Origin of the sequence: Nocardia puris (assembly GCF_036051655.1) — a bacterium.
Lineage (GTDB): Bacteria > Actinomycetota > Actinomycetes > Mycobacteriales > Mycobacteriaceae > Nocardia > Nocardia puris.
Genome location: NZ_CP107943.1, coordinates 6112860 through 6139226, shown reverse-complemented (window position 1 = coordinate 6139226; position 26367 = coordinate 6112860). Strand labels below are relative to the sequence as shown.

The window sequence follows — 26367 nt, the reverse complement described above, 5'->3', positions numbered from 1 at the left end:
TCCCAATCACCGTCGCCGCGGGCCGGGGCGGGCCGGCCTCATTCGGGGCCGGACGGCTCGTCCACCGTGCGCGGCTGATGGTCGCGCAGCGATTCCAGGAACCCGCGCGTGTACTGCGGCGGGGTGGCGTGCACCGACAGCGTGTTGACCACCGCGCGGTAGGCGGCCAGATCCGACTGCTTGTCCAGGTACAGCGCGCCGGTGAGCTGCTGGAGGTAGACGATGTCGGGCAGGTCGGACTCGGTGAACCGCAGCATGGTGAACCCGCCGTCGGCCAGCGCCGGGCCGCCCACGTGATCGGGCAGCACCTGCAGGGTGATGTTGGGCTGGTCGGCCGCCTGCACCACCCGCTCGATCTGCTCGCGCCAGACGGCCGACCCGCCGATCCGCCTGCGCAGCGCCGCCTCCTCCACGATCAGCCACACCTGCGGCGGCTTGGCCCTGGTGAGAATGTGCTGCCTGCCCATGCGCAGCGCGACCCGCCGTTCGATGGCGTCGACGGACTCGTTCGGGTGCGCGAGCATCAGCAGGGCGCGCGCGTAGTCGGCGGTCTGGAGCAGTTCGGGGACGGCCCTGGGTTCGTAGCAGCGGATCAGCCGGGCGGCCTGTTCCAGGCCCAGATAGGTGTCGAACCACTTCGGCAGCCAGTCGCTGTCGTGGTGCCACCAGCCCGAGGTGTTGGCCTGCCTGGCCAGTTCCAGGAACTCCGCGCGCTCGGTCTCGTCGGTGACGCCGTACAGCGTGAGCAGGTCGACCAGATCGCGCTCCCGGAAGCCGGTGCGGCCGAGTTCGAGCCTGCTGATCTTGGAGTGCGAGCCGCGGATGTGCTCGCCCGCCGCCTCGCGGGTGACCCCCGCGGCCTCGCGCAACCGCCGCAGGCGGCCGCCGAGCAGCATGCGCAGGACGGTCGGGCCGCCCTCGGCGACGGAATGTCTTCCGGCCGAGGCGCTTTCCGGCGAGGGTCGCGCTCCCGATGTCGGCATCCACCGAGTCTGCCACGAATTCGCCGCGACACTCCAGGGACTTCGATCCCGTTTCGCGCCAGAGCTGTTGTGATCCGTACCGGTGGGACCGGTCGGTTTCCGCTCGTCCCCGGTCACCACTCCCGCACCAATCTCGGCCCGGGACCGATCGCCGCGCGGGTCGGCGACGAATCCCTACCGAGTCGCGTGTGGCAAGAGGGTGATCGTATGGCGACGGTGGGTGTCTCGACCGATATCTCGGTGGTCCGCGTGGTACTGCTGCCGAACCCCCGGTCGGACGGCCCCTCCGGCGGCCCCTCCGGCGGGCCACCCGAGCAGATCGACCGCGAGGTCGACCGGGCCGGCCCCGCCGCGGCGGTGACCGCCGTGCTCGGCGACCTCGCCGACCGGACGCTCTCGCTGATCGAGAACATCGCCGTCACCTACCGCACGCCCGGGGAGCGCCGCGAACTCGTCACGCACCTGGGCGCCGGGCGCTGGCGCACCACGTCGCTGGTCTCGGTGCGAGCGGCGCTGCTGGCCTTCGTGCGCGAACACCGCGAACTGGACCGTTTCGGCACCCTGCTCGGGCTCGAGGTCTCCGAACGCGAACTCACCTATCTCGTCACCGGGCCGTCCCGGGAACGCGTGCTCGCCGCCGGGGCGTGGAAGCGCGGCGACGACGCGGCCGCCGAGGCGTTCGACCACGTGCATCCCGCGCTCATCACCCACGGGCTGCGGATCGACGGCATCGCGCTGTTCGGCACGAAGCGGCTCCGACCCGCACTGCGCGAGCAGGTGGCGCGCGCGTTCGATGCCGAGACCGTCACGCTCGACGGTCCGCCCGACCCCGCCGCCCTCGGCGCGGCGGTGATCGCCGCCGGACAACTCCCCGAGGACGAGCCGGCGACCGTCCTGCTCGACGACGACACCCGCCGCGCCGCCGGACTGCTGCCGGTCGGCATCGCGCTGGCCACGCTGCTCGGGCTGGCCGGGCCCACGGTCGCCCACCTCACCGACGACGCCGTGTGGACGCGTCCGGTGACCGTCAGCGAGGCGGCCGCGCCCGGACCGGCCGACCCCGCGACGCAGCCCGCCGACGCGCACGCCGCACCGCCCGCCCCCGTGCCGATCCGCATCGAGGCCACCCACGACGCCGCCGCGCCCGCGCCGCCGCCGGTCGCCCCGCGGCCCGTGGTCGCCGCGCCCACCCGGGCCCCCTCCGTTCCGGTCGCCACACCGGCCCCCACGTCCGCCGCCGATGCATCCGTCCTGCCCGAGGCTCCCCCATCCGTCACGACCGACCCCGCCACGCCCACCGAACCGCCGTTGCCCACCACCACCTCCGTCGGCGCGCCGGGCCCCGACGGGCTGTTCCCCGGCGAGTCGCCGCCACCGCCGCCGGACGCCGACCCGGCCGTGGTGTCGGCCTGGTGGGACAACCACTGGCGCATGAAACAGCTGTGGCTGCAAGGCAAGTGAGCGTTCAGCACTCGCTCACGGCGGGAATCCCGCGCAGGCGTTCGTCCAGCCACCCGACCGCCTCGGGATAGCCCACCACCGCGCCGATCAGGTGTTCGCCGGGCACACCGCGATACACGGCCGTGACGCCGAGCCTGCACTGCTCGTGGTACAGGTTGCGCGCGCCCTCGGCCGGGATCCACCACTCCTGTTCCCCGTTGTAGATGTAGAGCGGCACCGCCGAGGCCATGTTCTCCATGCGCGTCACGCGGTAGATCTCCTCGGCGAACTCCGAGCGCAGCGGATCGGGGAAGTTCGCGGCGATGTCGATGGGCAGCAACAGGATTCCGACCGCGCCGAAGGTGCTCGAGCAGGTGTCCTTCACCGGCGAGGTGGCGATCCACCCGGCCAGGTTGTTCATCCGCTCCACGATCCCCGGGCGTTCGCGGCCGATGCCGAACACCGCCCCCATGAACACCGCCGAGGCCAGATTCCCGTTCATGCTGCGGGCCAGGATCTCGTAGTCGGCCGGGACACCTCCGAGCGCCGCGCCCGCCACCACACCGGTGAGTTCCGGGGCGTACCCGGCGAGCAGCTTCACGGCGCCGTGCGTCGCGATCGCGCCGCCGGAGTACCCGGTGAGCGCGAAACGGCTCGTGCCGAATTCGGCGGGCAGCAGCGCGCGCACCGCCCGAATGCCGTCCAGCACAGCGTGTCCCGCGACATACGGTTCGGCGTAGGCCATGCGCGGGCCCTCGTGGTCGGGAATCAGCACGGCGTAGCCGCGCAGCAGCGCCAATTGTGTTGTGGGCGGGAGGAAGTCGGTGATGCCGGTGTTGCTGGTCCACCCGTGGGCCATGCTGTAGCCGGGTGCGCACTCGCGCCCCAACGCGTTGATGGGGAGGTTGTTCACCAGCACCGGCCTGCCCTCCGGCCCCGGCCACGGGGTCGCGGGCACCACGAGCGTGGCGGTCGCGAACGACGGGCGGCCGTACGCGTCGGCGGTGCGGTATTTGGTCAGCAGCGCCCGCTCGAACGGCATCAGCACCATCATGGCCGCCGTCGGCGTCACGTCCCTGACCTCGATGATCTCCCCCGGGGCGAGGTCGGCCAGGTGTGCGGGCCAGGCGTCGAAGATCGGGTCGCCGACCGGGGCGGGCAGTACGGCCGCGTGCAGAGCGGTCGCCGTCGGCGAGAGCACCGCGTGCTCGGGGGCCGCCACGTCGGGCACCGGCGGGGGCGCGACGAGGGGCGGTGGGATCACCCGGTCGATCCACTCCTGCAAGCCCGGTAGCAGCGAACCCGACGCGTCGGGCAGCGGCGGCAGCCCCGACAGATCGGGGATTCCGGGGATGACCGGTGGCGGCGGCGGTTGCGCGGCGGCGCTTCCGGCCAGGACCGGAAGCGCCAGCAGGACCGTCGTGACGAGGGCGGGCAAGCATCTCATGGCACACACCTTCGGATGCGTGGGCTGTTCGCCTGGCCCAGGGAGATGCGGCCGCGGACCCCCGATCGCCCCCTGTCGCGCCGAGGGCCAGGGATTCAGGGTAGGCCCCGGCGACCGCCCGGACACCGGCTCGTGCCCGAGTTGTGCGCGTCATGACGCCGAATCGCAACAACCGGGCGAATCCACCTGGCGCACGGTGGATTCGGCCCGGTCGGCGCGGGGAACCGCCTCAGCAGTTGCTCGGCGCGGGCTCCCCCCGGAAGCGGGCCTCCAGCCAGCCCAGCGCGGCCGGGATGCCCAGCACCGCCGCGGTGAGGTGGTCGGGCACCGGGATCTCCTCGGACTGCACCCGCACCCCGGCCTCGCACCAGCGCCGGTTCGTGTTGACGATCGCGTCCACCGGCACCAGACCGTCGATGGGCGAATGCCATTCGAAGACAGGGGTTTTCGGGACGCCGTCGTAGAGCTCGAGGCTGTTCTCCTCCACCACGGCCCTGGCCCGCGGGTCGTCGATCATGGAGGTGGTCTTGGCGAAGTCCATCGCGCCCCGGCCCGCGCCGGTGGCGATGATGTCGTTGGTGCAGCTGTTGGCCATGGCGGCGCGGGCGGCCAAGCCCCGGTCGTTGAGCTGCTCGCTGAGCGGGAAACGCTCGGGATACTCCCGCTCCAGGCCGAAACCCGCCGCCATGGCGAGCCCGAACACCGGGTGCGAGCCCAGACCGAGACCTTCCAGCATTTTCACCAGGTTCATCGGGACGCCGCCCATCGCCGCGCCCGCGATCTCGAGGTCCGGCGCGTACGTGGGCGCCAGCGCCGCCGCCCAGGCCGTCGCCATACCGCCGCCGGAGTATCCGGTCATCGCGACCGGGCTCGACTGCACCCGCAGCTCCGGCAACTGCTTGACGGCGCGGATGCCGTCCAGGGTGATCTGCCCGCCCAATTTCGCTGCGCCGTAAGCGAAATTGGGGCCGAGGTGATCGGGCAGCGCGACGGTCCAGCCGCGCTGCAACAGCACGTTCCAGGCTGGCGCCTCGCGCACGACCAGGTTGGGATCGCCGGTGTAGAGCACGCGCGAAACCGAGCAATCCGCGCCCAGGCCGTTGATGATGTGCTGGAACGACAGCAGCGGGCCGTTCTCGCGGTGCGCGCCCGGCGTGAGCACCGTGGTGGTGGCCGCGATGGGCTTGCCCTCGGAGTTCGTCGAACGGAATCGGACCACCCGCACCGTGGTGTCCGGGAAGATCGGCAGCGGCGGCATCGGGCGCACCGCGAGCACCTCCCCGGGTCGCTTGTCCGCCAGATCCGGCGGCGTCGCGAAGAACGGGTCCGGATCAGGCGCCGGGTACAGCGGCGCGGAATGTCCCGCTCCGGCCACCGCGACCAGCATCAGCGCGCCGAACGCCAGCGCCGCGGCCGTGCGTATCGAGCGTAGGGCCTGACTCATGGACGTATGCCTCCCCTCGGGTCCAGCAATGGAGTTCATCCTGGAGGTGGAGCGACGAAGACGGCAGAACCACCGGAGCTTATGTGGACAACTCACAAGCGCGACCGCGACACGCTGTGCCGCGCCCGGGTCACCCTTCTGACGAATCTCCAACGCCGGCCCAGCCGCCCTGTGACTTGTCCAGCAGGCCGGGTGCACCATGTACTACTCCATGGTCGGGCGCTTAGCGTGATTCCCGTCGACGCAGCGTGGCGGCGATGGGAAGGAGACGGTGACATGAACGGCACGACGGCCACGGGCACCTATCGCGCGGCTGTACCCGAGACCCCGGATCGACGCGTCACCGTCTACTTCGAAGGTCCCACCGCCGACGACACCCTGGTCCTGGAGTACGCGGCCACCAGCGCCGAGGCGTGGGCGTTCACCACCGCCGCCCTCGGCGCCGGGCTCACCGTCACCATCGACGGCAAGGTCCGTCCGGAGCTGCCCCGGCTCCCCTGCCGCTCGCTCTGGGGTTAACGGCCGAAGACCCGGTCCAGGAAGGCCACCGTCGCCGGAAGGGAGTCGCGCGCGGTGGCCAGGTGATCGCCCCGGAACAGCTCGACCTCCACGTCCGTGCCGTGCGCGAACAGTTCGGTCACCAGTTTCGCGGTGAGCGGGATGGGCACGTCGCGGTCGGTGACGCCTTGGCCGAGGTAGAGCGGCACCGTGTAGCCGGCGACCGGCACGCGCATCATCGAGTCGACCACCGCCAGCAGTGCCGGATCATCGAGCGGGGCCGCGAGCATCGATCCGATGGACACGTCACGCACCTGCTCGTCGGCCTCGAAGACGCAGTCGTTCTCCACGATGCTCAGCACCCGCTGCCCCTCCGCCGTCAGGAAGCGGTCCAGGTCCAGTTCCGGCGCGGTCGCGCGCAATCCGGCCATGATCATCGCGAAGTACGCCGTCGTCATGCGCAGCGGCAGCTCCGGCACCCAGGGGCCCAGCAGCGGCGCGACCAGTTCCAGATTCGACGGCGGACCGGTCGCCACCGCGCCGTGCAATCGCAGCTCGGGGGCGTCGGCGGGCGCGAGGTGGGCGGTGAACAGCGCGGTCTGCCCGCCCTGGGACTGGCCGACGACAGCCCAGTCGGCGCTCAGCTCCGGCACCAGCGTACGGGCGGCTCGCACCGCGTCGATCATGCTGCGCGCCTGCGAGGGGCCGTCCAGGTAGGGATGTGTGCCCGGTGTGCCCAGGCCGACGTAATCGGACAGCACCACGGCGTATCCCGCCCGCAGCAGCGTGGGATACAGCGTGTCGAGATAGAAGAGCCGGGGTTCCTTGGTGAACGTGCAGTGATCGGCGATGCCGACGGTGCCGTGCGCGTAGGCGACCACCGGCCAGCCGCCGGGCGGCGGGGTCCCCGGTGGCACGTAGATGGCTCCGCCGCTCTGCATCGGCCCGCGCGGACCTCGCGACCAGTACGTCATGGACAGGCCGAGGCTCGCCTCCTCGACCGCGACCACGCTCGGTACCGGCGCGGACCACGTCACTGCTCCCGGCGCACCACCCCCGGGGTTCGCCGTCACCGGCCCGGCGCCGATCAGCACCGCGGCCACCGCCCCCAGCGCACCCGCCGCGATCCGTGTCCGCGTCATCGACCGATGATTGCCCCCGGTGTCCGATTCGGCAAGCCACCACAATCGGTGTCCCGCCGTGTCGCGGCCGGCGCACCGACCTGCGCCGACGGTGTCGCGACGCCCGGCACGACTACGCTCGGACCCATTCGGCCGGGCAGTGGCCGGACGACGACAGGGAGGATCGGGAGTGAGCCGGCTGGTTCGGAGTGAGCGCACGGCACGGATGGCCGCGGCGCTGGGGGGTGCGCTGATCCTGGCCGGCGTGGCCGGGTGCGGAACTGGTGACGAGAACGCGGCCGCACCGAGTACGACCGTCACCACGACCACCGCGCCGACGGCGACAGCGCCGACCGAGTCCGCCACGCCCGTGGCCGCGCAGCCCACCGTCGACCCGTACGCGGGCGTGCCCCTCATCGAGGGCGTCGAATGGACCGACGGTGTCGACGGAGCGCGCCTGATGGTCTATCCGTCCCAGGCCGGGCGCCGGACCACCTACCCCGGCTCGGACGAGCGCGCCTGGCAGGAAGTGCTCGTGCTCTCGCCGCGGGCCTCGACGCCGGGCATGCGCGATCAGTTCATCTGCCACTGGGACTGGGCGCGCCTGGCCCAGCCGAACAAGCCCAGCTGGAATCTGGAACCGTGGCGGCCCGATGTGGGCTATGCCGCCACCGTCCAGGCCGCGTGCAATCCCGGCGGCCCCGAACGCTGACCGCCCGGGGCGCGGCCCCTCCCGTTCACACCGACCGTTTCGGAAAGGACGCTCCCCATGCACGTCGTGACCGCCGGTGGACACGGCAAGATCGCCCTGTTGCTCGCCCCGCTGCTCACCGCCGCGGGCCATTCCGTGGACAGCCTCATCCGCAATCCCGCGCACGCGCCCGACGTCGAAGCCACCGGCGCCCGGCCGGTACTGCTCGATCTGGAACATGCCGAGCCCAGCGAGGTGGCGGCCGCGCTGCGGGGCGCCGACGCCGCCGTGTTCGCTGCCGGCGCCGGTCCGGGCAGCGGCGTGGAGCGCAAATACACGGTGGACAAAGGAGGTTCGGTCGCGCTCGCCGAAGCCGCCGAGAGCGCCGGGGTGCGCCGGTTCGTGCAGATCTCCGCCATGGGCACGGGCCTGCCGCCCGCGCCCGGCTCCGACGAGGTGTGGATCGCCTATCTGGACGCGAAAACCCAAGCGGAGGAGGACCTTCGGGCGCGGGATCTGGACTGGACGATTCTGCGTCCGGGCCGGCTCGTCGATACACCGGGCACCGGCCTGGTCACGCTCACCACCGAGCGCGCCGGGCGCGCGGACGTACCGCGCGCGGATGTGGCGGCCGTGCTCGCGGCGGTGCTGACGGCGCCGGGGACCACCCGCACCACCCTCGAGCTCGTCGCGGGCGCGACACCCGTCGCCGACGCCGTGGCCGCCATCGGTAACTAGAGGATTGCTGAAATCCGTGGGGCGCAGCGGATTCCGAGGTCGCGGAGCCGCCGCACCGCGACACCCACGAACTTTCGGCAACGATTCGGAAACAAAGTCCGCGAAATGGCGCGCGGCGCGCGTGAAGTCGGTTCGCCAATCGGGCGCGCCGCGAATCCGATCAACCCCGTCGGGTGCACTCGCGCCGCGCGCGCCGCGAACTGTTCTCGGACCGCCGTACCGAACCGCCGTGCGCGCCGACGCCGTGACGTGGGCCGACATCACGCCACCTGGGCGCGCATCGCGCCTGGCAGGGCGCGGGCACGCACTATATCCGGCGTGCCGCACCTCCCGATGCCGGACCGTCCGGTCGGGACTTCGGCCCTGGTGCGTCGGCGCGCGAAAATCCTTTCAGCCGAACGGAATAGATCGTGCAGATGTGCTTGCATCTGAAAGGTGCACGGACCTAAACTCAGTTCCGCACAGCTATATAGGGGACAACCGAGGGTGGCCGCACCGGCAAACCAAGACAAAAGTCGCCAGCAATTTGCTGCCACCCCGAAAGTCAGGGGTGTTCTTATGGATCGATCACTCGACGGCCGGATCGGATATGCCGACCCCGCGCCGTTCGACCTGTCACACACCGGTGGAACCGTGAGTCCGCCACCGGCCCGCAGCGGGCCCCAGACGCACGCGTGCTCGCGGGAGACCGCCGTCGCGTTCGTCATCGATGCCGTCGAATCGACCGGCGCGGCCACGCGCAACGACTTCGACATCGACCGGATCGTCTCCACGGCGCACGCCATGGCCGACGACTGGGACCTGAATACCTTGCAGCCGGAGACCTTCTGGCGCATCGCGTCCAGCTGCATCAGGCAGTAACCGGACGCACCACACGACGCCGCGGACGAACAACGCCGCGCGTCAAGGGTTTTCGTCTGTGAACACCCGCCCCTTCCGGACACCACCACGGTCCGCACGGGACCGAACAGGCGCCACACACCGCGCGACCGCCTGCGTCCCGCCTCTCATATCGCTTCACGTTCCGCCCGCCGCCCGCTCGGGCGCACCAGCTTTACGCGCCCGAGCGCACGGCCGCCGACGGGCGAGGTCGTCCGTCCGGGTGCGATTGCGCGCCAATCTTCTTGACGCATCATGGTTTTCAGGATGGGCACTGAAGACCGGATCGCGCGGGACGGCCGACGTGGCGATGAACGGCGACCGCCCAGGCCGGCCGGTGGGGCGACATCACGAATCAGCCGTCATCAATCGGCCATCATCAATCAGCCGAGCGCCACGGCCGAGCTTCGCCCGGCGGCCATCGCACTCCCCCGCCGGCCGCACAGCGGCCCACGTCCGCGGACGGTCGCGCGCGGCGTCGACTCCGCCGCCGGCCCCACACCGCGGACTCGGTGAGCAGGTCCAAGCCGGGGCACTCTTCCGGCCCGCTGCCTCCATACGGCTTGCGGCCCGACGGGCACGGTCTCGCGTGCTCCGAGACCGCGTCCGGCCACCCCACCCAGCACTGCCTCCCGCACCCGCTCGGCGTCGCTCGGCCGAGGCGTCATCGCTCCGCCGAACGCCCAGCACTCTGCGCAGGCCCTGTAGCGAGGCAAGCACAGCGCCGCCCGCACGGCGAGAGGCGACAGGCGCCACCGAGATTCGGCGCCGGACCGCGTCGAATTCTCGGCGCGAAACACCTGGAAGCTGGTGTCTACAGCGCTTGACGCACCGGTGGCCGATATTCGTAACACTTGGCACTCCCCCGAACCGCGAGGAGGTCGACGCGGCCTCGCCCGCAACACCCGGCCGTTGCGACAAGTCGGTCAACACGTGAGGGATCGGCGTCGCAGAGCGCTGTTGTCCGTGGCGGCCACGTTCGGCGCGACCGCCGACGACGTACGCCCGGTCCGGCAACCCGGAGCACAGCGCACTTCCCCATCGAAAACGACCGTATGGTTCGTGACATGTGAACTCGACCGGCGCGCAACAGCTTCCACGTATCGGCCGCACTATCGCCGCATTCCCCGCGCCGTGGGCATCATCGAGCAACTGCCCGGCGGACGCACAGCAATCGGGCCGGCACCGTCAGGTACCGGCCCGGATTCGGTCTGGTGGCCTAGGAGTCGCGCCCTCGGGCGTACTCGCGCAGCTTCTCGATCGAGTCGCCGGGCGGCAGCGCCTGCACGCTCAGGCGGTCCATCACCGAGCGGTACTGCGCGAGGTCCTGCCTGCGGTCCAGATACAGTGCGCTGGTGAGATGTTCGAGGTAGACGACGTCGGGCAGTTCCGCCTCGGAGAAGCGCAGGATGCTGAACGAGCTGCCCGCGGCGGCGTGCTCGCCCGCCGAGAACGGCAGCACCTGGATGGTGACGTTCGGCAGTCCGGCGAGTTCGATGAGGTGTTCCATCTGCTCGCGGTGCACGTCGGGGCCGCCGACGGGCCGGTGCAGCGCCGCCTCGTCGATGACCGCCCACACGACCGGCGGGTCGGCGCGGAACAGGATCTCCTGGCGCAGCCTGCGCACGTCGACGCGGCGCTCGGTATCGGCGTCGTCGCTGCCGAGGGTGAGCACGGCCCGCGCGTAATCCGGCGTCTGCAACAGACCGGGCACGAGATGTGCCTCGTACGTACGGATCTTGATCGCGGCCTGCTCCAGGCCGAGGTAGGTGCTGAACCACGAGGGCAGCAGATCACTGTAGCGGTGCCACCAGCCGGGCTCGTTGGCCTGCCTGGCCAGATCCAGGAACTGTTCGCGCTCGGCGGGATCGTTGACGCCGTAGAGCGTCAACAGATCCCGGATGTCGCGTTCCTTGAATCCGGTGCGGCCCAACTCCAGCCGACTGATCTTCGCGTGCGAGCCGCGGATGGCATCACCCGCGGCCTCGCGGGTGATGTTGCGACTCTCACGAAGTTTCCGTAGCTGACCGCCGAGGGCGATCCGGAGGACAGTCGGACCACGTTCCACGACAGCCGATTGCACGAAGCCGTCGTCGTTGGGTTCTGCGATCATGGAGTTCGTCTCCGATACTCGAGGTTGCCCACCAGTGTGTCACAAAGACGTCCGCCCGAGACACACCGCACCGACCGCAATGTTACCTTTCAGCTAGTCAAATCGTCGAACTCTCCGGCTTTCGCGCCGCGCACGAACGCATCGATCTCGGGCCGGGTGTAGAAGACGACGGCGCCGTCCGGAAAGCGCGAGTTGCGCACCGCGACCAGTCCGCCGCTCGCTTCGGCCATCTCGACGCAATTGCCGCCACTGGGGCCGCTGAACGAACTCTTGCGCCACGCGCCGGTGATCCTGGGCAGGGTTGTTTCCGAGTTCACCATTTCCCACTCCTCGGTTGAGCCAGTGTGAGGGATCCATTCGAGTCGGCGCTTGCAGATGCACGCTCAAACGTTCTTGCATTTGCACCGACGCCTGGACGATAGCACGAAGTTCACCCTGTGGCACCGGATGTTTCGGACCTACCGGTCGGCTTTGTGACCGGTGATTCCGGCCCGTCGGTGAACTCCGTGTTCAGGTCCTCGAACAGACCCGCCGGACCGACTTGAATCTTGTACTGTCACAGTGCACATCGGATGTACCAGCCATTCGCGACACCGGGCCGGACGCCCACGGCGCGCCCCGAAACGCGGTCACCGGCCGATACGTCCGGCCACGCACACCCGCTCGCCTGAGGAGTCTTACGCAATGTCCGAAGACCACAGCCCGCTGATCCGGACCGACATTCCACATTCGGCACGAATCTGGAACTACTGGATGGGCGGCAAGGACTACTACGAGATCGATCGCATCGCGGGCGACGCGGGCATCGAGGTCGACCCCGACATCACCGCGATGGCCACCCAGTCGCGCCAGTTCCTCATCCGCGCCGTCCGATTCCTCGCCGGTGAGAAGGGCATTCGCCAGTTCCTCGACATCGGCACCGGCCTGCCCACCATGCAGAACACCCACGAGGTGGCCCAGAGCGTGGCGCCCGAGTCGAAGATCGTCTACGTCGACAACGACCCGCTGGTGCTCACCCACGCCCGCGCGCTGCTCACCAGCACCACCCCCGAGGGCGTCACCACCTACATCGATTCCGACTACCACAAGCCCGAGCTGATCATCAAAGACGCGCAGAACGTCTTGAACTTCAACGAACCGATCGGTGTCATGTTCATGGGCGTGCTCGGCCACGCCAAGACCTACGACGACATGAAGCGGATCGTGAAAACCGTGCTGGACGCCGTGCCTTCGGGCAGTTACCTGGTGCTGTGGGACGGTACCGACGACAGCCAGGCGTACGTGACGCTGTGCGAGAACTACACCGGCACCGGCGGCACCCCCTACATTCCGCGCCCCCAGGCCGACATCAAGGCCGTCTTCGAGGGCCTGGAGTTGGTGGAGCCCGGTTTCACCTCCATCACCCAATGGCGCGCGCCGTCCACCGAGGTGGGCGAGGTCCGCCCGATTTCGGCGTACGGCGGCGTCGCGCGCAAACCCTGACACGTCACGAGAATTCCACGGGCGCAACGGCGGCCACTTGCCCTCGGGCAGGCGGCCGCCGTTCGTATTTCTGTTGGTCGTTCGTGCAGATGTACTTGCATCTGTAAGGAACGCGGCTCTAAACTCGATCACAGAAACGCGGGGAGGTGCGCAGGGAGTTCTCGCCGGCGTCACCACACTTCACCTCCCCATCGTCGGACGCGAGGGGCGGTCGAAATGAGCCAACCATTCCGAACTCCCCACCGGGTCGCCCAGGGCGGCCTCGGTGTAGAGACGCTGCGGGCTCGATCCGCGGGAGAATTCACCGCCGACTGCGGCGCGGAGCCGGGCGGCCTCACCTACCGCCGCGCGCGGGAGATCCTCTTCGCCCACGAGGTGCACGGGCCCCAGTGCCGGCAGTGGCTGGCCGCTGCGGCCTACCTGTCCGCCGGCCTGGACGACGAGTAGTCTCCGGGCGAAAAGTGCTGGTGGACAAGCCTTTACCGGGTATGTCCACGTCGACGGGCCGCTGATCTCGAGCGCCGCCACAGTCCCGCTCTGCCGACTCGGGCGCGCGATCACAGGATGCGCCGACATCTCGCAGGTCGCGTTCGATCGCGCGCCCGCCCACCTGACCGGTTCCCGAGGTGAACGGGCGATCCCGTCGGCGTTCGGCGGATCGCTCCGGATATGGACCAGCTTCACCGGATGAACGTTCAACACGTCCTCGACTACACCTGCCGAATTGGCGTCCGCACCGGACATTACGGACGCTTGTGTTGAATGACGTCGCAAAAACCGGGCGGTAGGTATCAATTTGATCCGTGCCCGGTTCCAGTAATTCCCGTACCCCCGGATTCAGCCCGCGGGAGCATCGCGCGGATCGGCGCCGACGTGCGTACGGCGCACCGCCGGACGTTCGATCGCACCCGCGTCGGATGGTCCAGTCGTGCGGGCCCGGGGTGACACAGTCGTACGCATCCGTCACGCCGAGCGGCATCGCAGAGCAGAGCTCGGCACGACCTTATATCCAGAGCGCGGGTTCGCGAACTCCGCCCACGACGCCGACCCCCACGTGTACCGGCCGTCTCTCCTCCCCCTGGTCTCCACGGGATGCACCGCGCATCTGGGGAGCGCGATCGCGGCATGCACACCCGATCGTGCGACGCGCCCCTTGCACGCGGGTCGCGGACCGCTTCTCGAACAGCGACCTCGAATTCCGCTGCGGCGCTGCGATTCCGGGCACGGCAACCCGCCGGGGCACACCCACTCGCCAGGCAACGATCCGGCAAGTGCCAAACCCGTTACCGGACAGCGATGTTCGCACAGATGCACTTGCATCCGTACCGGACACCCGCATAGGATCGGCCCGGAAGTAAGGGGAGCCTCTACCCGCCGAGCCCGCGCCGACGACGCCGTGCCACGCCTCGGCGCCGCCTGTCCGAAGGTCGTTCGCATGGATCAGCCGCCACATCGCACCCGCCGTCTCGGCGTCGCCGATATCGCCGCCGTATACGGCGCCGAGGCCGTCCAGCACCGCATCGCCCAACTCCGCGCCTGCGGCCAGCACTACGCCGCCCTCGCCATCGAACGCGAAATCCGCTCCGCCACAGGCAAAGAGGGCATGAGCGCGTAGACCGCCCTCCCCGGCCACCCCTCGCCACCTACTCCCGACACCCACGTCACGTCGCCAAGCTCCACCGCACCTCGACGCAACAAACGACCCACCACGAATCCCCCACGCCACCAATCGGACCGAATCACCGCGCCCAGCCCCACCCCACCGGCGAGCAGAGCACCCACCCCCTCCACCAGGCGAAACCCACAACAAGGCCGAACAGACCACCCAAACGCACCCCGAACGCCAACCCAATGGGCCCACCTCACCTCCGCAAAGCGGGTACCCGGAGCGAAGCCGAAGGGACCGCCAACGTGCAGCCCGGAGCGAACGCGGAGGGACCACACTGGCACCGAGTGCCATATCGCTGAGCCGGGCGGTCGACGCCCGGCCGAGGCGGACTTCCGCCCCGCCGGGGATCGCGCCGACCCACCTGCCGGCGCGATCCCCGGCGGAGCGGTGAAGTGGCCCACACCACTGTCCATGAGGAAGTGTCAAGCGGGCAAGCGATGAATGTGCCGGATCACGAGCGAGCCGTATCCCGGGCGTGACGTGGGCGCTGGCGGAGGTCGCCCGATCGGATGCTCGGTTTGTCACCACGCACAACGCCGGAGCGCTGCAATGGATCTCACCGAACAGTTCCGGCACTCATAACTGTTTCGTATAGTGAGGCAACGATTCGGGCGCAGTTCCATCACGCCCGAGGTGGCACTGGAGCGCAACGAATGACCTTTACCGGGCTGGACCTGGCCGGCACCTCCGACGGGGCGCTCGAGATCGGCGGCCGGCCGGCCTCGGTCCCGCTGCAGGACACCGACCATGTGGCCTCGCACATGGTCGGCTACTTCGCGACCTACGTCGCGCCCTGCCACACCCTGCCCGGCGAAGCGCTGCGCGGCGACGTCACCAAGGTGACCCGGTTCTGCCTCACGCTGGCCGCGGACATGTTCGACCGGCGCACCGTGCCCGACGACGACCAGCTCGGCGAGGTCCGCGAATCGGCCGCGCAGTGGGCGCGCGAGGCCGTGCCGCTCGGCACCATCCTGCGCGCCTACCACGAGGGCCTGCGGATCGCGTTCGGCCTGGTCACGGCCGGTGCGAAGGCCGACGACGTGGGTGAGGTCATCGTGGCCACCGACCTGATGCTGGAACTGCTCGAGGTGATCACCGCCGCGGTGTCCGACGCGTACGTGGACGAGCAGCATCTGGTGGCCCGCGAGCACCAGACCGCCGCGCAGACGCTGGCCTCGGCGCTGCTCAGCGGGCGCGGCAGCTCCGCCCTGGCCCGGCAGGCGGGGATCCCGGTCGCCGACACCTACCAGGTGGTGGCGCTGAGCGTCCCCGAGCACGCCGACGAGCGCGACCCGCGGGTGGACACGCACGTCGCGGCCCGGCGCAAACTGCGCCGCCTCCAGTCCGCGCTCGCCACCACCTTCCGCTCCCGCGCGCTCGCCCTGCTCTCCACCAAGGGCGGCACGCTGCTGCTGCCGCTCACCGAGGGCGTCCCCGCGCTCACCCCGGACCTGCTCGGCGAACTCGCCACCGCCGCCGAGGTGCCGCTCACCGCCACCGTGATCACCGGCGACACCGACCGCATCCCCGAATCCGCCGACCAGGCCCACGAACTGCTCAACCTGGTCCGCGTCGCCGGACGCGCCCCCGGCCTCTACGAGATGGCCGACCTGGCGGTCGAATACCAGCTCACCCGCGGCGGCCCCGCCACCCGGCGCCTGGCGACCCTGCTGGACCCGCTGGACGCGCACACCGAACTCTTCGACACCATGCGCGCCTACCTCGCCAACGATATGAATCGCCAGCTCACCGCCCGTCAGCTCTACGTGCACCCCAACACCGTGGACTACCGGTTGCGCCGCATCGCCCAGCTCACCGGCATCGACCTGGCCACCTCCGCCGGCATATCCCAAGCGGCCATCGCGCTGCTGGCCCGGGACCTGGACCGGACCGTCGCACGCCGCCTGTAACGCCGACCGATGCGGATTCGTGCTGGTCACGAGACCGCGAACTTGCGATCCTGGAACCCCGTGAGTTCTGGATGGTGAAAAGTATGCGAATCGCGGAGATCTTGCGCAGTAAGGGCAGCGACGTCGCCACGGTCGCGCCCGAGACAACGGTGCGGGCCCTGTTGGCCGTGCTCGCCGAACACAACATCGGCGCGGTGGTCGTGTCCCCGGACGGCACCACGATCGCCGGGATCGTCTCCGAGCGCGATGTCGTGCGCAGCCTGCACCGGCACGGCGCCGCGCTGTTCGACACCCCGGTCGCGGAGATCATGACCGCCGAGGTGCGCACCTGCGACCTCGACGACCACGTCGACAGGTTGCGTCGCGTCATGACCGAACACCGCGTCCGGCACCTGCCCGTGGTGCACGGGGGCGCGCTGGTCGGCATCGTCAGCATCGGCGACGTCGTCAAGAGCGCCATCGCCGAACTGGCCACCGAACGCCAGCACCTCGTCGACTACGTGCAGGGCCGGTACTGATCCTCAGCCCAGATCGGCCGAGATCCACCGCCGCGGGCGGGCGTGCACGGTGACCATCGGGCCGAAGCCCTCGGCCTGCACCAAGTACGGCTCGACCGCCTCGGGCGGCAGGTACCGCGCGGCCATCACCCGGTGCTCGTCCACGGTCATCGGCGTGATCCCGGTGACCTCGACCTCCACCCCGACATAGCGGATGGTGGGTTCGACGCGCTGCACCAACAGGCTGAAACGGCCGGACGCGCGGATGTGGCGCAGCTTCACCGAATCCTCGGGCGTGACCACCCAGACGTCGTCGGCATCGGGCTCGTACTCGTACCAGATGGGCACGTTCAGCGGGGCGCGCTCGGCCCCCGCGGCCACCGCGAGCGCGGCGACGTGGGGCTGCGCGAGGAATTCCTGTTTCTCTTCCTTGGTCAATGGCATGCGGGCAGCGTATCCCCGGGGTCCGACAAGTTGGCGCGGCCGCGAAACACGTTGTCCACGTGAAAGCTTCGATCGCGCCCGGAAAAGTGCGTATCGTTGATCGATGTTCCGAGCGCATCCGCGTGAAGGGAGCGTCACTTGGGGTCACCCGCACCGGGCCCGCCCGCCCTCCGGCGCTCGGCCGCGCGCCCGAACCCCTACGCACCACCCCCGCCCGGCAGCGTCCGCGCCCTGTTCCCGGCGCTGGCCGAGGGACCCGAGGTCTATCTCGACAGCGCCTCCACCACCCAGAAACCGCGACCTGTCATCGAGGCCGTGCACCGGTACCACTCGTCGCGCACCGCCAACGCCGGGCGCGGCACCTACCGGTGGGCGACCGGGCTGACCACCCGGATCGCCGAAGTGCGTGCGCACACCGCGGAATTCCTCGGCGCGGCCCACGCCGACGAGATCGTCTTCGCCTCGGGCGCCACCGCCGCCCTCAACGCCGTGGCCCTGTCGTGGGGACTGGCGAATCTCGCCGACGGCGACGAAATCCTCTACAACCCGCGCGATCACGCCGCCAACGTGCACCCCTGGTTCCATCTGCGCGACCTGCTCGCCCGCTTCGGCCGTCGCATCACGCTGATCCCCTACGCCACCACGGCGCTCGGCGAGGCCGACACCGCCGATATCCTCGCCAAGACCACGCCGCACACCCGCCTGCTCACCGCCTCGCACCTGCACCACGTCTACGGCGGGCTCACCACGCTCGAGGAGTTGCGCGGCCGCCTCGACCCCGGCGTCCTGGTGTGCCTGGATTGCAGTCAGAGCGGCGGGCATCTGCCGGTCGATGTCACCGCGCTCGGCGCGGATTTCGCGGTCTTCGCCGCGCACAAGATGTTCGGCGCGCCCGGCACCGGGATCCTGTTCTGCCGCCGGGCAATCCACGATCGGCTGCTGCCGTTCCTGCCCGGCGGCAACTCCGGCGTGACGCTCACCGACGCCGGTCTGGTCCCCGGGAAGATGCCGGAGCTGCTCGAGGGCGGCACCCACAACATCCCCGGCATTCTCGCGCTGGGCGCCGCGCTCGAGGTGCTGGAGTCGTTCGGCCTGGACGAGATCGCCGAGCACGACCGCGTGCTCACGCGCCGGCTGATCGACGGCCTGCGCGACGCTCCCGGCCTCGAATTCCTGCCCGGCCCCGCGTACGCGCCGTGCGCGACGGGACACGGCATCGTGTCGTTCACCCTCGCCGGAATCAGCGCGGCCGACCTGGGTTTCGTGCTCGGGGAGGCGGGCTTCCTGGTCCGCACAGGACTGCACTGCGCGCCGGGCGCCGATCCCGATCCGGATTCGGTGCGGGTGAGCACCCACCTCTACACCACCCTCGACGAGATCGACCGGTTCACCGACTGCGTCACGACGATTGCCGAGGAGGTCACGTGACCATCGATACCCCGCGTTACGACCGGAGGGCGGCCTCCCGCATTCTGGCGACCCTCGCCCGCGACGGCCTGTTCGACGGCGAGACCACTCCGCCCGCGCCGCGCGTGCTCGAATACTCCTGCGCCACCATGCGTCCGGAGCCCGGCAGCCATCTGAACTACTCGCAGCGGCTGTATCTGGAGCGGTTCATGCGGCCGTGCCAGCCGTACCAGGTCACCACGGCGACGCACCGGATGGCGTGGACCGACAGCGACGGGGTGCCCAACACCGGGCACTACCGCGCCGACGGACTCGGCCCGGTCGTGCCGATCGCGGCGCGGGAAACCGTGCTGGCGCTGTGGCATTCGCTGCGCGACAACGCCGACCTGGCCGAGCGGGCGGCCGCGCTCGGGTCGCGGGATCGCGCGGTCCTCGAGGGCACCACCACCGACCACGAACCCTTGGAGATCTTCCGTGTAGGCCTCGAGGCCACCGGCCGGGCCCTGGCCCAGCACGCCCTGCTGGCGCGCCAGACCCCGTATCGCGAACCCGTCGAATTCGCCAAGGGGATGGCTGATTCCGGCATCTTCGCCGCCGTGGCGACCCGGTGGTTCTGGGAGTTGCAGGCCTCCACCTACCGGCGCGGCATGATCCCGGTGACGCTGGCGACCCAGCCCGACGGCACGGTGCGCTACACCGCCGAATCGGTCGCGACGCTGCGGGCCATGAAGGACGCCACCATCGCCGAGGCGCACACCGTGATGCGGCGCGCCACCACGGTGGAAGGGCTCGACGTGGCGGCCGCCCTCGCCAAGTATCACGAGGATCTGGACCTCATCTCCCGCCAGTACGCCCTGCTGCCGCCGAGCACCCGGCCCGCGTGCCTGGCCGCCATGCCGCACCGGCTCGACGGCGAGCACTACAGCATCCTGCCCGAGGTGGTGGACCGATTCGTGGCGGTGTTCGCGGCCGTCGTCGCGGCGGTGCGGGTGCGCGAGATTCCCGTCGAGCAGCAGCCGAACGCCGACGCGCCGGGCGCGGCGGCGGACGAGGTGTTCTACGTCCCCGACATGAACTGCAAGCACTGCGTGCGCACCATCACCGGCATCCTCACCGGCATGGGCCTCGACGTGCTCGACATCGACCTGCTGAGCAAGCGGGTGGTGACCGAGTTCCGCAGCCCGCGCAACCGGGCCCGCGCATTCGAGGCGTTGCGCGACGGCGGCTACAACCCGGTGGCGGAGCGTCCCGACCCGGCCGCCGCGGAAGCCGAAGTCCCGCAAGCGGAATCCGCGGTATGACGGCGCCGCACCCGGCGCTCCCCGCGAAGATCCATCCGCTGGTGCGCGCCTTCCTGGATTCGCGCGACGACGTCGACCGGGCGGTGCGGCGCGCGGGCACACCGACCCACCTGGTGTTCCCGCAGGTGTTCGCCGAGAACGTGGCCCGGCTGCGCGACGTGCTCACGCCGAGATCACCGCGCTACCGGATCTGCTACGCGCACAAGGTGAATCGTTCGCGCGCGTTCGTCGCGGCGGCGCACGCGGCGGGGATCGGGATCGATGTGGCCTCACCGTGGGAACTCCACGGCGCGCTGGCGGCGGGATTCGCGCCCTCCCGCATCGAGGTGACCGGACCGAAAGGCGAAGCGTTCCTGCGGGAGTTGGTGCGGTGCGGCGTCACCGTCAACGTGGACAATATGTGGGAGCTCACCCGCCTCACGGAATTGGCGGAGGACGGCGCGCAGGTGCCGGTCCTGTTGCGGATCTCCGGATTCGCGAGCACTCCGGTCAGCCGGTTCGGCATCCCGGTCGACCACGCGGCCGACGCGCTGAACCTGGCGGCCACGCACCGCGGCCGGATCACCTTCCGCGGCTTCGCCTTCCACCTCGACTCCGGTGAGATCGCCGAACGGGTGCGCGCGATCGACGCCTGCCTCACGCTGGTGGAATCCGCCTACGCGGCGGGTCTGTCCCCCACGGTGTTGAACATCGGCGGCGGGTTGCGTCAGGTGTTCACCGCCGATGCCGACCGTTTCGACGCCTACGTCCACGCGCTGCGCGACTCCCTGCTCGGCCGGGGCGAGCGAATGAGCTGGGCCGACAACACCTTCGGCTATCACGTGGACGACGCGGCGGTGCACGGCACGCCCGTGTTCCACAAGTACGCGAACACCGTGCCCGCCGACCGCATGCTCGCCGACCTGCTCGACGCGCCCTTGGACCGGCACGCCGGCCGCCCGGTGGCGGCCGTCGCCGCCGACAACCTCCTGGACCTGTGGCTCGAACCGGGCAAGGCGCTGGTCGACCACGCGGGAATCACGGTGGCGCGCGTGGAATTCACCAAGGAGCTCGCCGACGGCACTGTCCTCGTCCACGTCGACCTCAGCCGCGACGCGGTCACCCCGGCCGATCAGGAGGTGATGGTCGACCCGCTGCTGCTCGCCACCGCACCCGCCGACCCCGGGCCGGTGGGAGTGTTCCTCGCCGGACGGCTCTGCCTCGAACGCGATCTGATCACCCAGCGCAAGGTGTGGTTGCCGCATCGACCAGGCCCGGGTGACCTGCTGGTCTTCCCGAACACCGCCGCCTACCACTCGGACCTGTCGGCCGCCTCGGCCTCCCGGTGGCCCGCCGCCGCGAAGTTCGCCGTCGTCCACCGCGGCGGCGAATTCGAGATCTGCCCCGACGACGAGTACTCCCCTGTCGCGGCCCGCAACGGCGCCGAGGTGATGTGATGCGCTACGACCACATCACCGACCTCATCGGCAACACGCCGCTGCTGCGCCTCGACCCGCGCGGGCACGGGCTGGCGGGGGTGGAACTGTACGCGAAGCTGGAGTCGCACAACCCTTTCGGCTCGGTCAAGGACCGGGTGGCGTGGGGCATGATCCGCGACGAGATCGACGGGCTCGCCGCCGAAGGACGCACGCTCATCGAGGCGTCCAGCGGCAACACCGCCAAGGCGCTGCGTGTGCTCGGCGGGTTGTCGGGGGTCGGGTTGCGGGCGGTGACCAATCGCATCAAGGTCACCGAGGTCCGGGATCTGCTCCACCTGCTCGGCACCGACATCGTCGAACTGCCCGGCCTGTCCGAATGCCCCGACCCCACCACCCCCAACGACGTGTACGCGGTCATCGAGCAGACGATGGCGAAAGATCCTGGCGCCTACCACCATCCGTCGCAGTACACGAACGAGAAGAACGTCGAGGCGCACTATCTCGGCACCGGGCGCGAGATCCACGACGATCTCGCCGCCGACGGCATCACCCGGGTGGACTACCTGATCGGGGGCCTCGGCACCACCGGCTCCACGCGCGGCGCGGCCACCTATCTCCGCAAACACAATCCGGAGTTGCGCACGGTGGCCGTGGTGTCGGAGCGGTCCGACTTCATCCCCGGCATCCGGTCGGAGACCGAGATGTGGGACGTCGGGCTGTTCCAGCCGGAGTTCTACGACCGCATCGTCACCGTCGATTCCGGCGCCGCCGTGGACGCGACCCTGCGCCTGGCCACCGGCTTCGGCGTCCTCGCCGGGCCCACCAGCGGCGCGGCTTACGCCGCCGCACTGGAAACCCTTGGCGCGCTGGAACGTTCGCGCAGCGACGATCCGATCGTCGCGGTGATCATCGTGTGCGACCGCCTCGAGCCATACCTCTCCTACATCAAGAAGCGCCGACCCGAACTGTTCGGCAAACCCGGCCGCCACCGGCCCACCGAGGCCGAGCTCGCCGCCACCCCGCGCCTGTCTCCCGCCGAACTCACCGAGCTCGACCGCGACGCCCGCCCCACCATCGTGGACACGCGCGGCGCGATGGCCTACCGCATCGGCCACGTCCCCGGCGCGATCAACCTCCGCGACGACCAGCTCGACGACATGCTCACCCACGGCATACCGTTCCCCCGCTCCCGGCCCGTCGTGTTCGTCTGCCCCGTCGGGGAGATCTCGCTGCGGTTCGCCGCGCTGGCCCGCCGCGTCGGCCACGACGCCGCGAGCCTGGACGGCGGGGTCGTCGCGTGGCGCGATGCCGGTCAGCCCTTGGAAAGCAGCGCCTGACCCGGTGCCGCGCGGGCTCGGACGCGGCACGAATTAAGGTGGTTCGGTGCAGACAGGGCAGGAAGCAGGGGACGGTGTGCCCCGGATCTGGGGTGGAACGACGCTCACCGAGCGCCGCGAGGCGCGCCGCGTCGCCCTGCTCGAGGCCGCCCTCGACCTCATCGGTGAGGCGGGCGCCGCGGGGGTCACCATGCGCGCGGTGTGCCGCCGCGCCGGTCTCACCGACCGCTACTTCTACGAGAGCTTCGCCAGCCGCGACGAATTGCTCGACGTGCTGTACCGGCAGATCGCCGACGAATTCCTGGAGCCGATGACCGCGTTCGCCGCGGGCGACGACCCCTCGCGCGACCGCGCCCTCGCCGAGATCCTGGTGGACAAGGTGCTCGAGGACCCGCGCAAATCGCGGTTGTTCCTCGTCGAGCCGTATTCGAGCACCGGGCTCGGCCAGACCACCATCGCGGTGATGCCCGCGTTCACCCGCCTCATCCAGGACCACCTGTTCACCCACATCCAGGACCCGGTGCGGCGCAGGCTGGCCGCGCTCACCATGGCCAGCGGCAACGCGGGCATGTTCTCGGCCTGGCTGAACGGCTCGCTGCGGGCCACGCGCGAACAGATCGTCGACCACTGCGTCGCCACGCTCACCGCCTACCGCACCATCTACCGCGACTGACCCCGCGCGGGTGTGCTCGGCCACAACCCGGTTGCCCCCGGTATGTCCGCGGGGTTTACTGGCTGGCGCACGGGTGCCGAATCGTGCGGCTCAGCCGCGTTCAGCACCGACGATCTCCACGATGCGAAGGAGGTGAGCCGGATGCCCGGCGGTAACAGTCCGATATCCCTGTCAGCCGACCATTCGTCCAGCGACACCTCCCCCGCCGGACCGGTGGCCCCGCGTCCCCGGTGAACCGGCCCTCGACGGTGCGCTGACCTTTCCGTGAGGAGTGCGCCATGTCGATGGTGGAAATGATCCTGCGGCTGCTCACCGGCGTCGGTCTCGGCGCGGTGATCGGTTTCGAACGTCAGTACCGGGCCCGCATGGCGGGTCTGCGCACCAACGCCCTCGTGGCGGCCGGCGCGACGCTGTTCGTGCTGTTGTCCGCCAACGGTTTCGAGGGCGCCGTGGCCGACCCCACCCGGGTGGCCGCCCAAATCGTCTCCGGCATCGGGTTTCTCGGCGCCGGTGTCATCATCCGCGACGGGTTGAGCGTGCGCGGGCTCAATACCGCGGCGACACTGTGGTGTTCGGCCGCCGTCGGGGCGCTCGCCGGCGCGGGGATGTTCGCCACCGCGCTGGCGGGCACCGTCGCCATCGTGACGGTGAACATCGCGCTGCGGGCGGTCGGGCGCGCCGTCGACCGCCGCCCCGAGGCGCGCGACGAGGAGCCGGTCGGCTACGAACTCGCCGCCGTCACCGACGACGCGCACGAGGCGCACGTGCGCGCGCTGCTGGTGCAGGCGCTGACCCGCTCGGACTTCCGGCTGGTCGCGGTGTCCAGCGCCGACACCGGCGACGGCCGCGTGCAGGTGCGCGCCGATCTGCTCGGCGACCAGCGCGACGACCGGCAGATGGAATCCGCCGTCAGCCGGATCGGGCTGGAGCCCTCGGTCACCAGCGTCGGCTGGCGGGTCGCCGCCCCCGATCCGGCCGGCGCCTGACAGCGTCGCGAACTCGTTACCGAAAAACGATCGGGCGCAAGTAAGCTGACCACGCCCGACGACGACCGGAGGAGTTCCGAGGCGATGACCGATCCCGTGCAGGGTTTGACGGGGACGATCAGCACGCCCATCCGCGGCGCCGGGGCACTGGGAGAGGTGTTGGTCGCGATTCGCGGGGGGACGGAGTTGTATATCGCGCGGGCCACCGAGCCGATCGAGGTGGGCGCCACCGTATTGATCGTCGCGGTGCATCCCGGGCGCATCGTCGACGTCGTGCCTTGGATTCCGCTGACATCGGAATAGTCGCCAGAACATTTCCGAACGAACGAAAAAGGGAGACACCCGTGCTGGGTTATCACGTGCCGAGGCCGGACGAAGCGATGCTGGTGAGCGGCGGATCGGCGAAGGACAACGCGCCGTTCCGCGTCATCATCGGCCGCGGCGCCTGGGTGGTGCCGTTCTTCCGCAAGGTCAGCTACCTGTCGCTGGCCATGTACGAGGCCGAGATCCGGGAGCGCTGCGTCACCAAACAGGCCATCCAGCTCGACGTGCGCGCGGTGATCGCCTTCAAGATCGCCAACGATACCGCCTCGATCGTGAACGCGGCGCAGCGCTTCCTCTCCGAGCAGGAGCAGGAGATGTCGATCCTGACCGGGCGCATCTTCTCCGGCCACCTGCGCTCCATCGTCGGCTCGATGACGGTCGAGGAGATCATCCGCGAACGCCAGCGCCTGGCCGACGAGGTCCTGCTGGCCTCGAAGGTGGAGATGGGCAATATCGGTCTCTCGGTCGACTCGTTCCAGATCCAGTCCATCGACGACGGCGACCTCGGCTACATCAACGCGCTCGCCGCCCCGCACAACGCGGCCGTGCAGCGCGACGCGCAGATCGCGCAGGCCCAGGCCGCGCAGCGTGCCGCCGAGGCCGAACAGGAATCACTGCGCAAGCAGGCCGAATACCAGCGCGAGACCGCGGTGCTCACCGCGCAGTACCAGCACGATATCGACAAGGCGAATGCCGAAGCGGCACAAGCCGGCCCGCTCGCCGAGGCGATCGCCAAACAGGAAGTGCTCACCGCGCAGGCCGAACAGGCGCGCAAGGAGGCCGACCTGCGCGAGCAGCAGTTGCAGTCCGAGGTGGTGAAACCCGCTCAGGCCGAAGCGGATCGGGTGCGCATCCTGGCCGAGGCCGAGGCCGACCGCACCAGGATCCAGGCCGAGGCCGCGGCCTCGCACAACCGGATCGCGTTGGACCAGCTGCTGATCGAACAGCTGCCCGAAATCGTCAAGCAGGCCTCCCAAGGCCTGCACGGCGCCAATCTCACCGTGCTGAACGGACCCGAAGGCGTCGGTGAATTGGTGAACGGAATGGTGGGACAGGGTTTGACGGTGTTCAACTCGCTTCAGAAGGCGCTTTCGAACAACACGGACGATAATGCGGGCTAAAGTGGCCGAGGTAGCGACGGCGGCGAGGAGCGGGTGTTGGTGTCCATCGGAAAATTGGTGTCGTTCGACAGTTCCCGGGGGTTCGGATTCATTCGCCCGGAGGACGGCGGACCGGATGTGTTCGTCCACGTGAACGACATCGGGCTCGACGAGGACGAACTGCGCCAGGGCCGGGTATTCGAGTTCGACGTCACCGAGGGTGATCGCGGCCCGAAAGCTGTCAATCTCAGCGCCGTCGGCGGCGCGCCCGTCGCGGCGCCGCGCGCCAAGAAGGAACGATCCGGCACCGGCCAGCTCACCGCCGAGGAGCACCGCCGCCTGATCACCGAACTGCTGCTCGACGCCAGTCCCGCGCTCACCGCGGGCGAGATCCTCACCATCCGGGAACGTCTCACCGCCTTCGCCGACCAGCGCGGCTGGCTGGACTGACCTCCGCGCGGCGCG

Annotated in this window: 26 protein-coding genes; 19 read left to right on the top strand and 7 right to left on the bottom strand. The window is 70.0% G+C overall.

The window, feature by feature from the left end:
- Positions 1-38: 38 nt before the first annotated feature.
- Positions 39-896: a helix-turn-helix domain-containing protein gene (locus OHB21_RS28385; RefSeq protein WP_067501921.1), complete on the bottom strand. Its 858-nt coding sequence runs from the start codon at positions 894-896 to the stop codon at positions 39-41.
- Positions 897-1190: 294 nt separating this feature from the next.
- Between OHB21_RS28385 and OHB21_RS28380 the strand changes: the two genes are divergently transcribed.
- Positions 1191-2444 carry a hypothetical protein gene (locus OHB21_RS28380; RefSeq protein WP_147265753.1) on the top strand — a complete coding sequence of 418 codons (1254 nt, stop codon included), beginning with the start codon at positions 1191-1193 and terminating at the stop codon, positions 2442-2444.
- 4 nt (positions 2445-2448) lie between these two features.
- Here OHB21_RS28380 and OHB21_RS28375 read toward each other — a convergent pair whose 3' ends face one another.
- Positions 2449-3870, bottom strand: a complete 1422-nt coding sequence (locus tag OHB21_RS28375) for a lipase family protein (RefSeq protein WP_067501927.1) — start codon at positions 3868-3870, stop codon at positions 2449-2451.
- Positions 3871-4099: 229 nt separating this feature from the next.
- Complete coding sequence (locus OHB21_RS28370; RefSeq protein WP_195124186.1) at positions 4100-5314, bottom strand: lipase family protein; 1215 nt, start codon at positions 5312-5314, stop codon at positions 4100-4102.
- A gap of 276 nt (positions 5315-5590) precedes the next feature.
- On the opposite strand from OHB21_RS28370, the gene OHB21_RS28365 reads away from it, so the two are divergent.
- Positions 5591-5833, top strand: a complete 243-nt coding sequence (locus OHB21_RS28365; protein WP_067501933.1) for a hypothetical protein — start codon at positions 5591-5593, stop codon at positions 5831-5833.
- Here the strand turns inward: OHB21_RS28365 and OHB21_RS28360 are convergent.
- On the bottom strand, positions 5830-6954 hold the full coding sequence (locus tag OHB21_RS28360; protein ID WP_067501936.1) for a lipase family protein: 1125 nt from the start codon (positions 6952-6954) through the stop codon (positions 5830-5832). The two genes, OHB21_RS28365 and OHB21_RS28360, sit on opposite strands and share 4 nt — an antisense overlap.
- Before the next feature lie 169 nt (positions 6955-7123).
- On the opposite strand from OHB21_RS28360, the gene OHB21_RS28355 reads away from it, so the two are divergent.
- The 3 genes from OHB21_RS28355 (at position 7124) to OHB21_RS28345 (ending at position 9223) form a co-directional block, all read left to right on the top strand.
- On the top strand, positions 7124-7645 hold the full coding sequence (locus OHB21_RS28355) for a DUF2599 domain-containing protein (RefSeq protein WP_232331583.1): 522 nt from the start codon (positions 7124-7126) through the stop codon (positions 7643-7645).
- A gap of 57 nt (positions 7646-7702) precedes the next feature.
- On the top strand, positions 7703-8362 hold the full coding sequence (locus OHB21_RS28350) for an NAD(P)H-binding protein (RefSeq protein WP_067501942.1): 660 nt from the start codon (positions 7703-7705) through the stop codon (positions 8360-8362).
- 558 nt (positions 8363-8920) lie between these two features.
- Positions 8921-9223, top strand: coding sequence for a hypothetical protein (locus OHB21_RS28345; RefSeq protein WP_113974995.1), 303 nt, complete (start codon positions 8921-8923; stop codon positions 9221-9223).
- A gap of 1237 nt (positions 9224-10460) precedes the next feature.
- On the opposite strand, the gene OHB21_RS28340 is transcribed toward OHB21_RS28345, so the two are convergent.
- Together OHB21_RS28340 and OHB21_RS28335 are read right to left on the bottom strand one after the other, a co-directional pair.
- Positions 10461-11354, bottom strand: a complete 894-nt coding sequence (locus OHB21_RS28340; RefSeq protein WP_067501945.1) for a helix-turn-helix domain-containing protein — start codon at positions 11352-11354, stop codon at positions 10461-10463.
- A gap of 89 nt (positions 11355-11443) precedes the next feature.
- Entirely contained in the window at positions 11444-11674 is a 231-nt protein-coding gene (locus OHB21_RS28335; RefSeq protein WP_067501948.1) for a DUF397 domain-containing protein, read from the bottom strand.
- A gap of 364 nt (positions 11675-12038) precedes the next feature.
- On the opposite strand from OHB21_RS28335, the gene OHB21_RS28330 reads away from it, so the two are divergent.
- The 5 genes from OHB21_RS28330 to OHB21_RS28310 all read left to right on the top strand — a co-directional run bounded on the left by OHB21_RS28330 (position 12039) and on the right by OHB21_RS28310 (position 16933).
- Complete coding sequence (locus OHB21_RS28330) at positions 12039-12836, top strand: SAM-dependent methyltransferase (protein WP_067501951.1); 798 nt, start codon at positions 12039-12041, stop codon at positions 12834-12836.
- 216 nt (positions 12837-13052) lie between these two features.
- Positions 13053-13283: a hypothetical protein gene (locus OHB21_RS28325; RefSeq protein WP_067501954.1), complete on the top strand. Its 231-nt coding sequence runs from the start codon at positions 13053-13055 to the stop codon at positions 13281-13283.
- A 988-nt stretch (positions 13284-14271) separates the two neighbouring features.
- Positions 14272-14451, top strand: a complete 180-nt coding sequence (locus OHB21_RS28320) for a hypothetical protein (protein ID WP_067501956.1) — start codon at positions 14272-14274, stop codon at positions 14449-14451.
- A gap of 707 nt (positions 14452-15158) precedes the next feature.
- Positions 15159-16415 (top strand): PucR family transcriptional regulator, encoded by a 1257-nt coding sequence (locus tag OHB21_RS28315; protein WP_067501958.1) that lies wholly within the window; start codon positions 15159-15161, stop codon positions 16413-16415.
- Between the two features lie 83 nt (positions 16416-16498).
- Positions 16499-16933 (top strand): CBS domain-containing protein, encoded by a 435-nt coding sequence (locus OHB21_RS28310; protein ID WP_067501961.1) that lies wholly within the window; start codon positions 16499-16501, stop codon positions 16931-16933.
- Positions 16934-16936: 3 nt separating this feature from the next.
- Here OHB21_RS28310 and OHB21_RS28305 read toward each other — a convergent pair whose 3' ends face one another.
- Positions 16937-17356: a pyridoxamine 5'-phosphate oxidase family protein gene (locus OHB21_RS28305; RefSeq protein ID WP_067501964.1), complete on the bottom strand. Its 420-nt coding sequence runs from the start codon at positions 17354-17356 to the stop codon at positions 16937-16939.
- A 138-nt stretch (positions 17357-17494) separates the two neighbouring features.
- Here OHB21_RS28305 and OHB21_RS28300 point away from each other — a divergent pair, with 138 nt between their 5' ends.
- The 9 genes from OHB21_RS28300 (at position 17495) to OHB21_RS28260 (ending at position 26352) form a co-directional block, all read left to right on the top strand.
- Positions 17495-18784, top strand: a complete 1290-nt coding sequence (locus tag OHB21_RS28300) for an aminotransferase class V-fold PLP-dependent enzyme (protein ID WP_228788442.1) — start codon at positions 17495-17497, stop codon at positions 18782-18784.
- Positions 18781-20064 carry a heavy-metal-associated domain-containing protein gene (locus OHB21_RS28295; protein WP_067501967.1) on the top strand — a complete coding sequence of 428 codons (1284 nt, stop codon included), beginning with the start codon at positions 18781-18783 and terminating at the stop codon, positions 20062-20064. The genes OHB21_RS28300 and OHB21_RS28295 overlap by 4 nt, the downstream gene beginning before the upstream one ends.
- The gene (locus tag OHB21_RS28290; RefSeq protein WP_067501970.1) at positions 20061-21500 is read left to right on the top strand and encodes an alanine racemase; all 1440 of its coding nucleotides are present in this window, start codon (positions 20061-20063) and stop codon (positions 21498-21500) included. The genes OHB21_RS28295 and OHB21_RS28290 overlap by 4 nt, the downstream gene beginning before the upstream one ends.
- Entirely contained in the window at positions 21500-22819 is a 1320-nt protein-coding gene (locus OHB21_RS28285) for a pyridoxal-phosphate dependent enzyme (RefSeq protein WP_195124185.1), read from the top strand. The genes OHB21_RS28290 and OHB21_RS28285 overlap by 1 nt, the downstream gene beginning before the upstream one ends.
- Before the next feature lie 46 nt (positions 22820-22865).
- Positions 22866-23492 carry a TetR/AcrR family transcriptional regulator gene (locus tag OHB21_RS28280; RefSeq protein WP_195124184.1) on the top strand — a complete coding sequence of 209 codons (627 nt, stop codon included), beginning with the start codon at positions 22866-22868 and terminating at the stop codon, positions 23490-23492.
- A 278-nt stretch (positions 23493-23770) separates the two neighbouring features.
- Positions 23771-24478: an MgtC/SapB family protein gene (locus OHB21_RS28275; RefSeq protein ID WP_067501979.1), complete on the top strand. Its 708-nt coding sequence runs from the start codon at positions 23771-23773 to the stop codon at positions 24476-24478.
- An 84-nt stretch (positions 24479-24562) separates the two neighbouring features.
- Complete coding sequence (locus tag OHB21_RS28270) at positions 24563-24781, top strand: hypothetical protein (protein ID WP_067501982.1); 219 nt, start codon at positions 24563-24565, stop codon at positions 24779-24781.
- Positions 24782-24822: 41 nt separating this feature from the next.
- The gene (locus OHB21_RS28265; RefSeq protein WP_067501985.1) at positions 24823-25923 is read left to right on the top strand and encodes an SPFH domain-containing protein; all 1101 of its coding nucleotides are present in this window, start codon (positions 24823-24825) and stop codon (positions 25921-25923) included.
- 33 nt (positions 25924-25956) lie between these two features.
- Positions 25957-26352, top strand: a complete 396-nt coding sequence (locus tag OHB21_RS28260) for a cold-shock protein (RefSeq protein ID WP_067501988.1) — start codon at positions 25957-25959, stop codon at positions 26350-26352.
- The last annotated feature ends 15 nt before the right edge of the window (positions 26353-26367 follow it).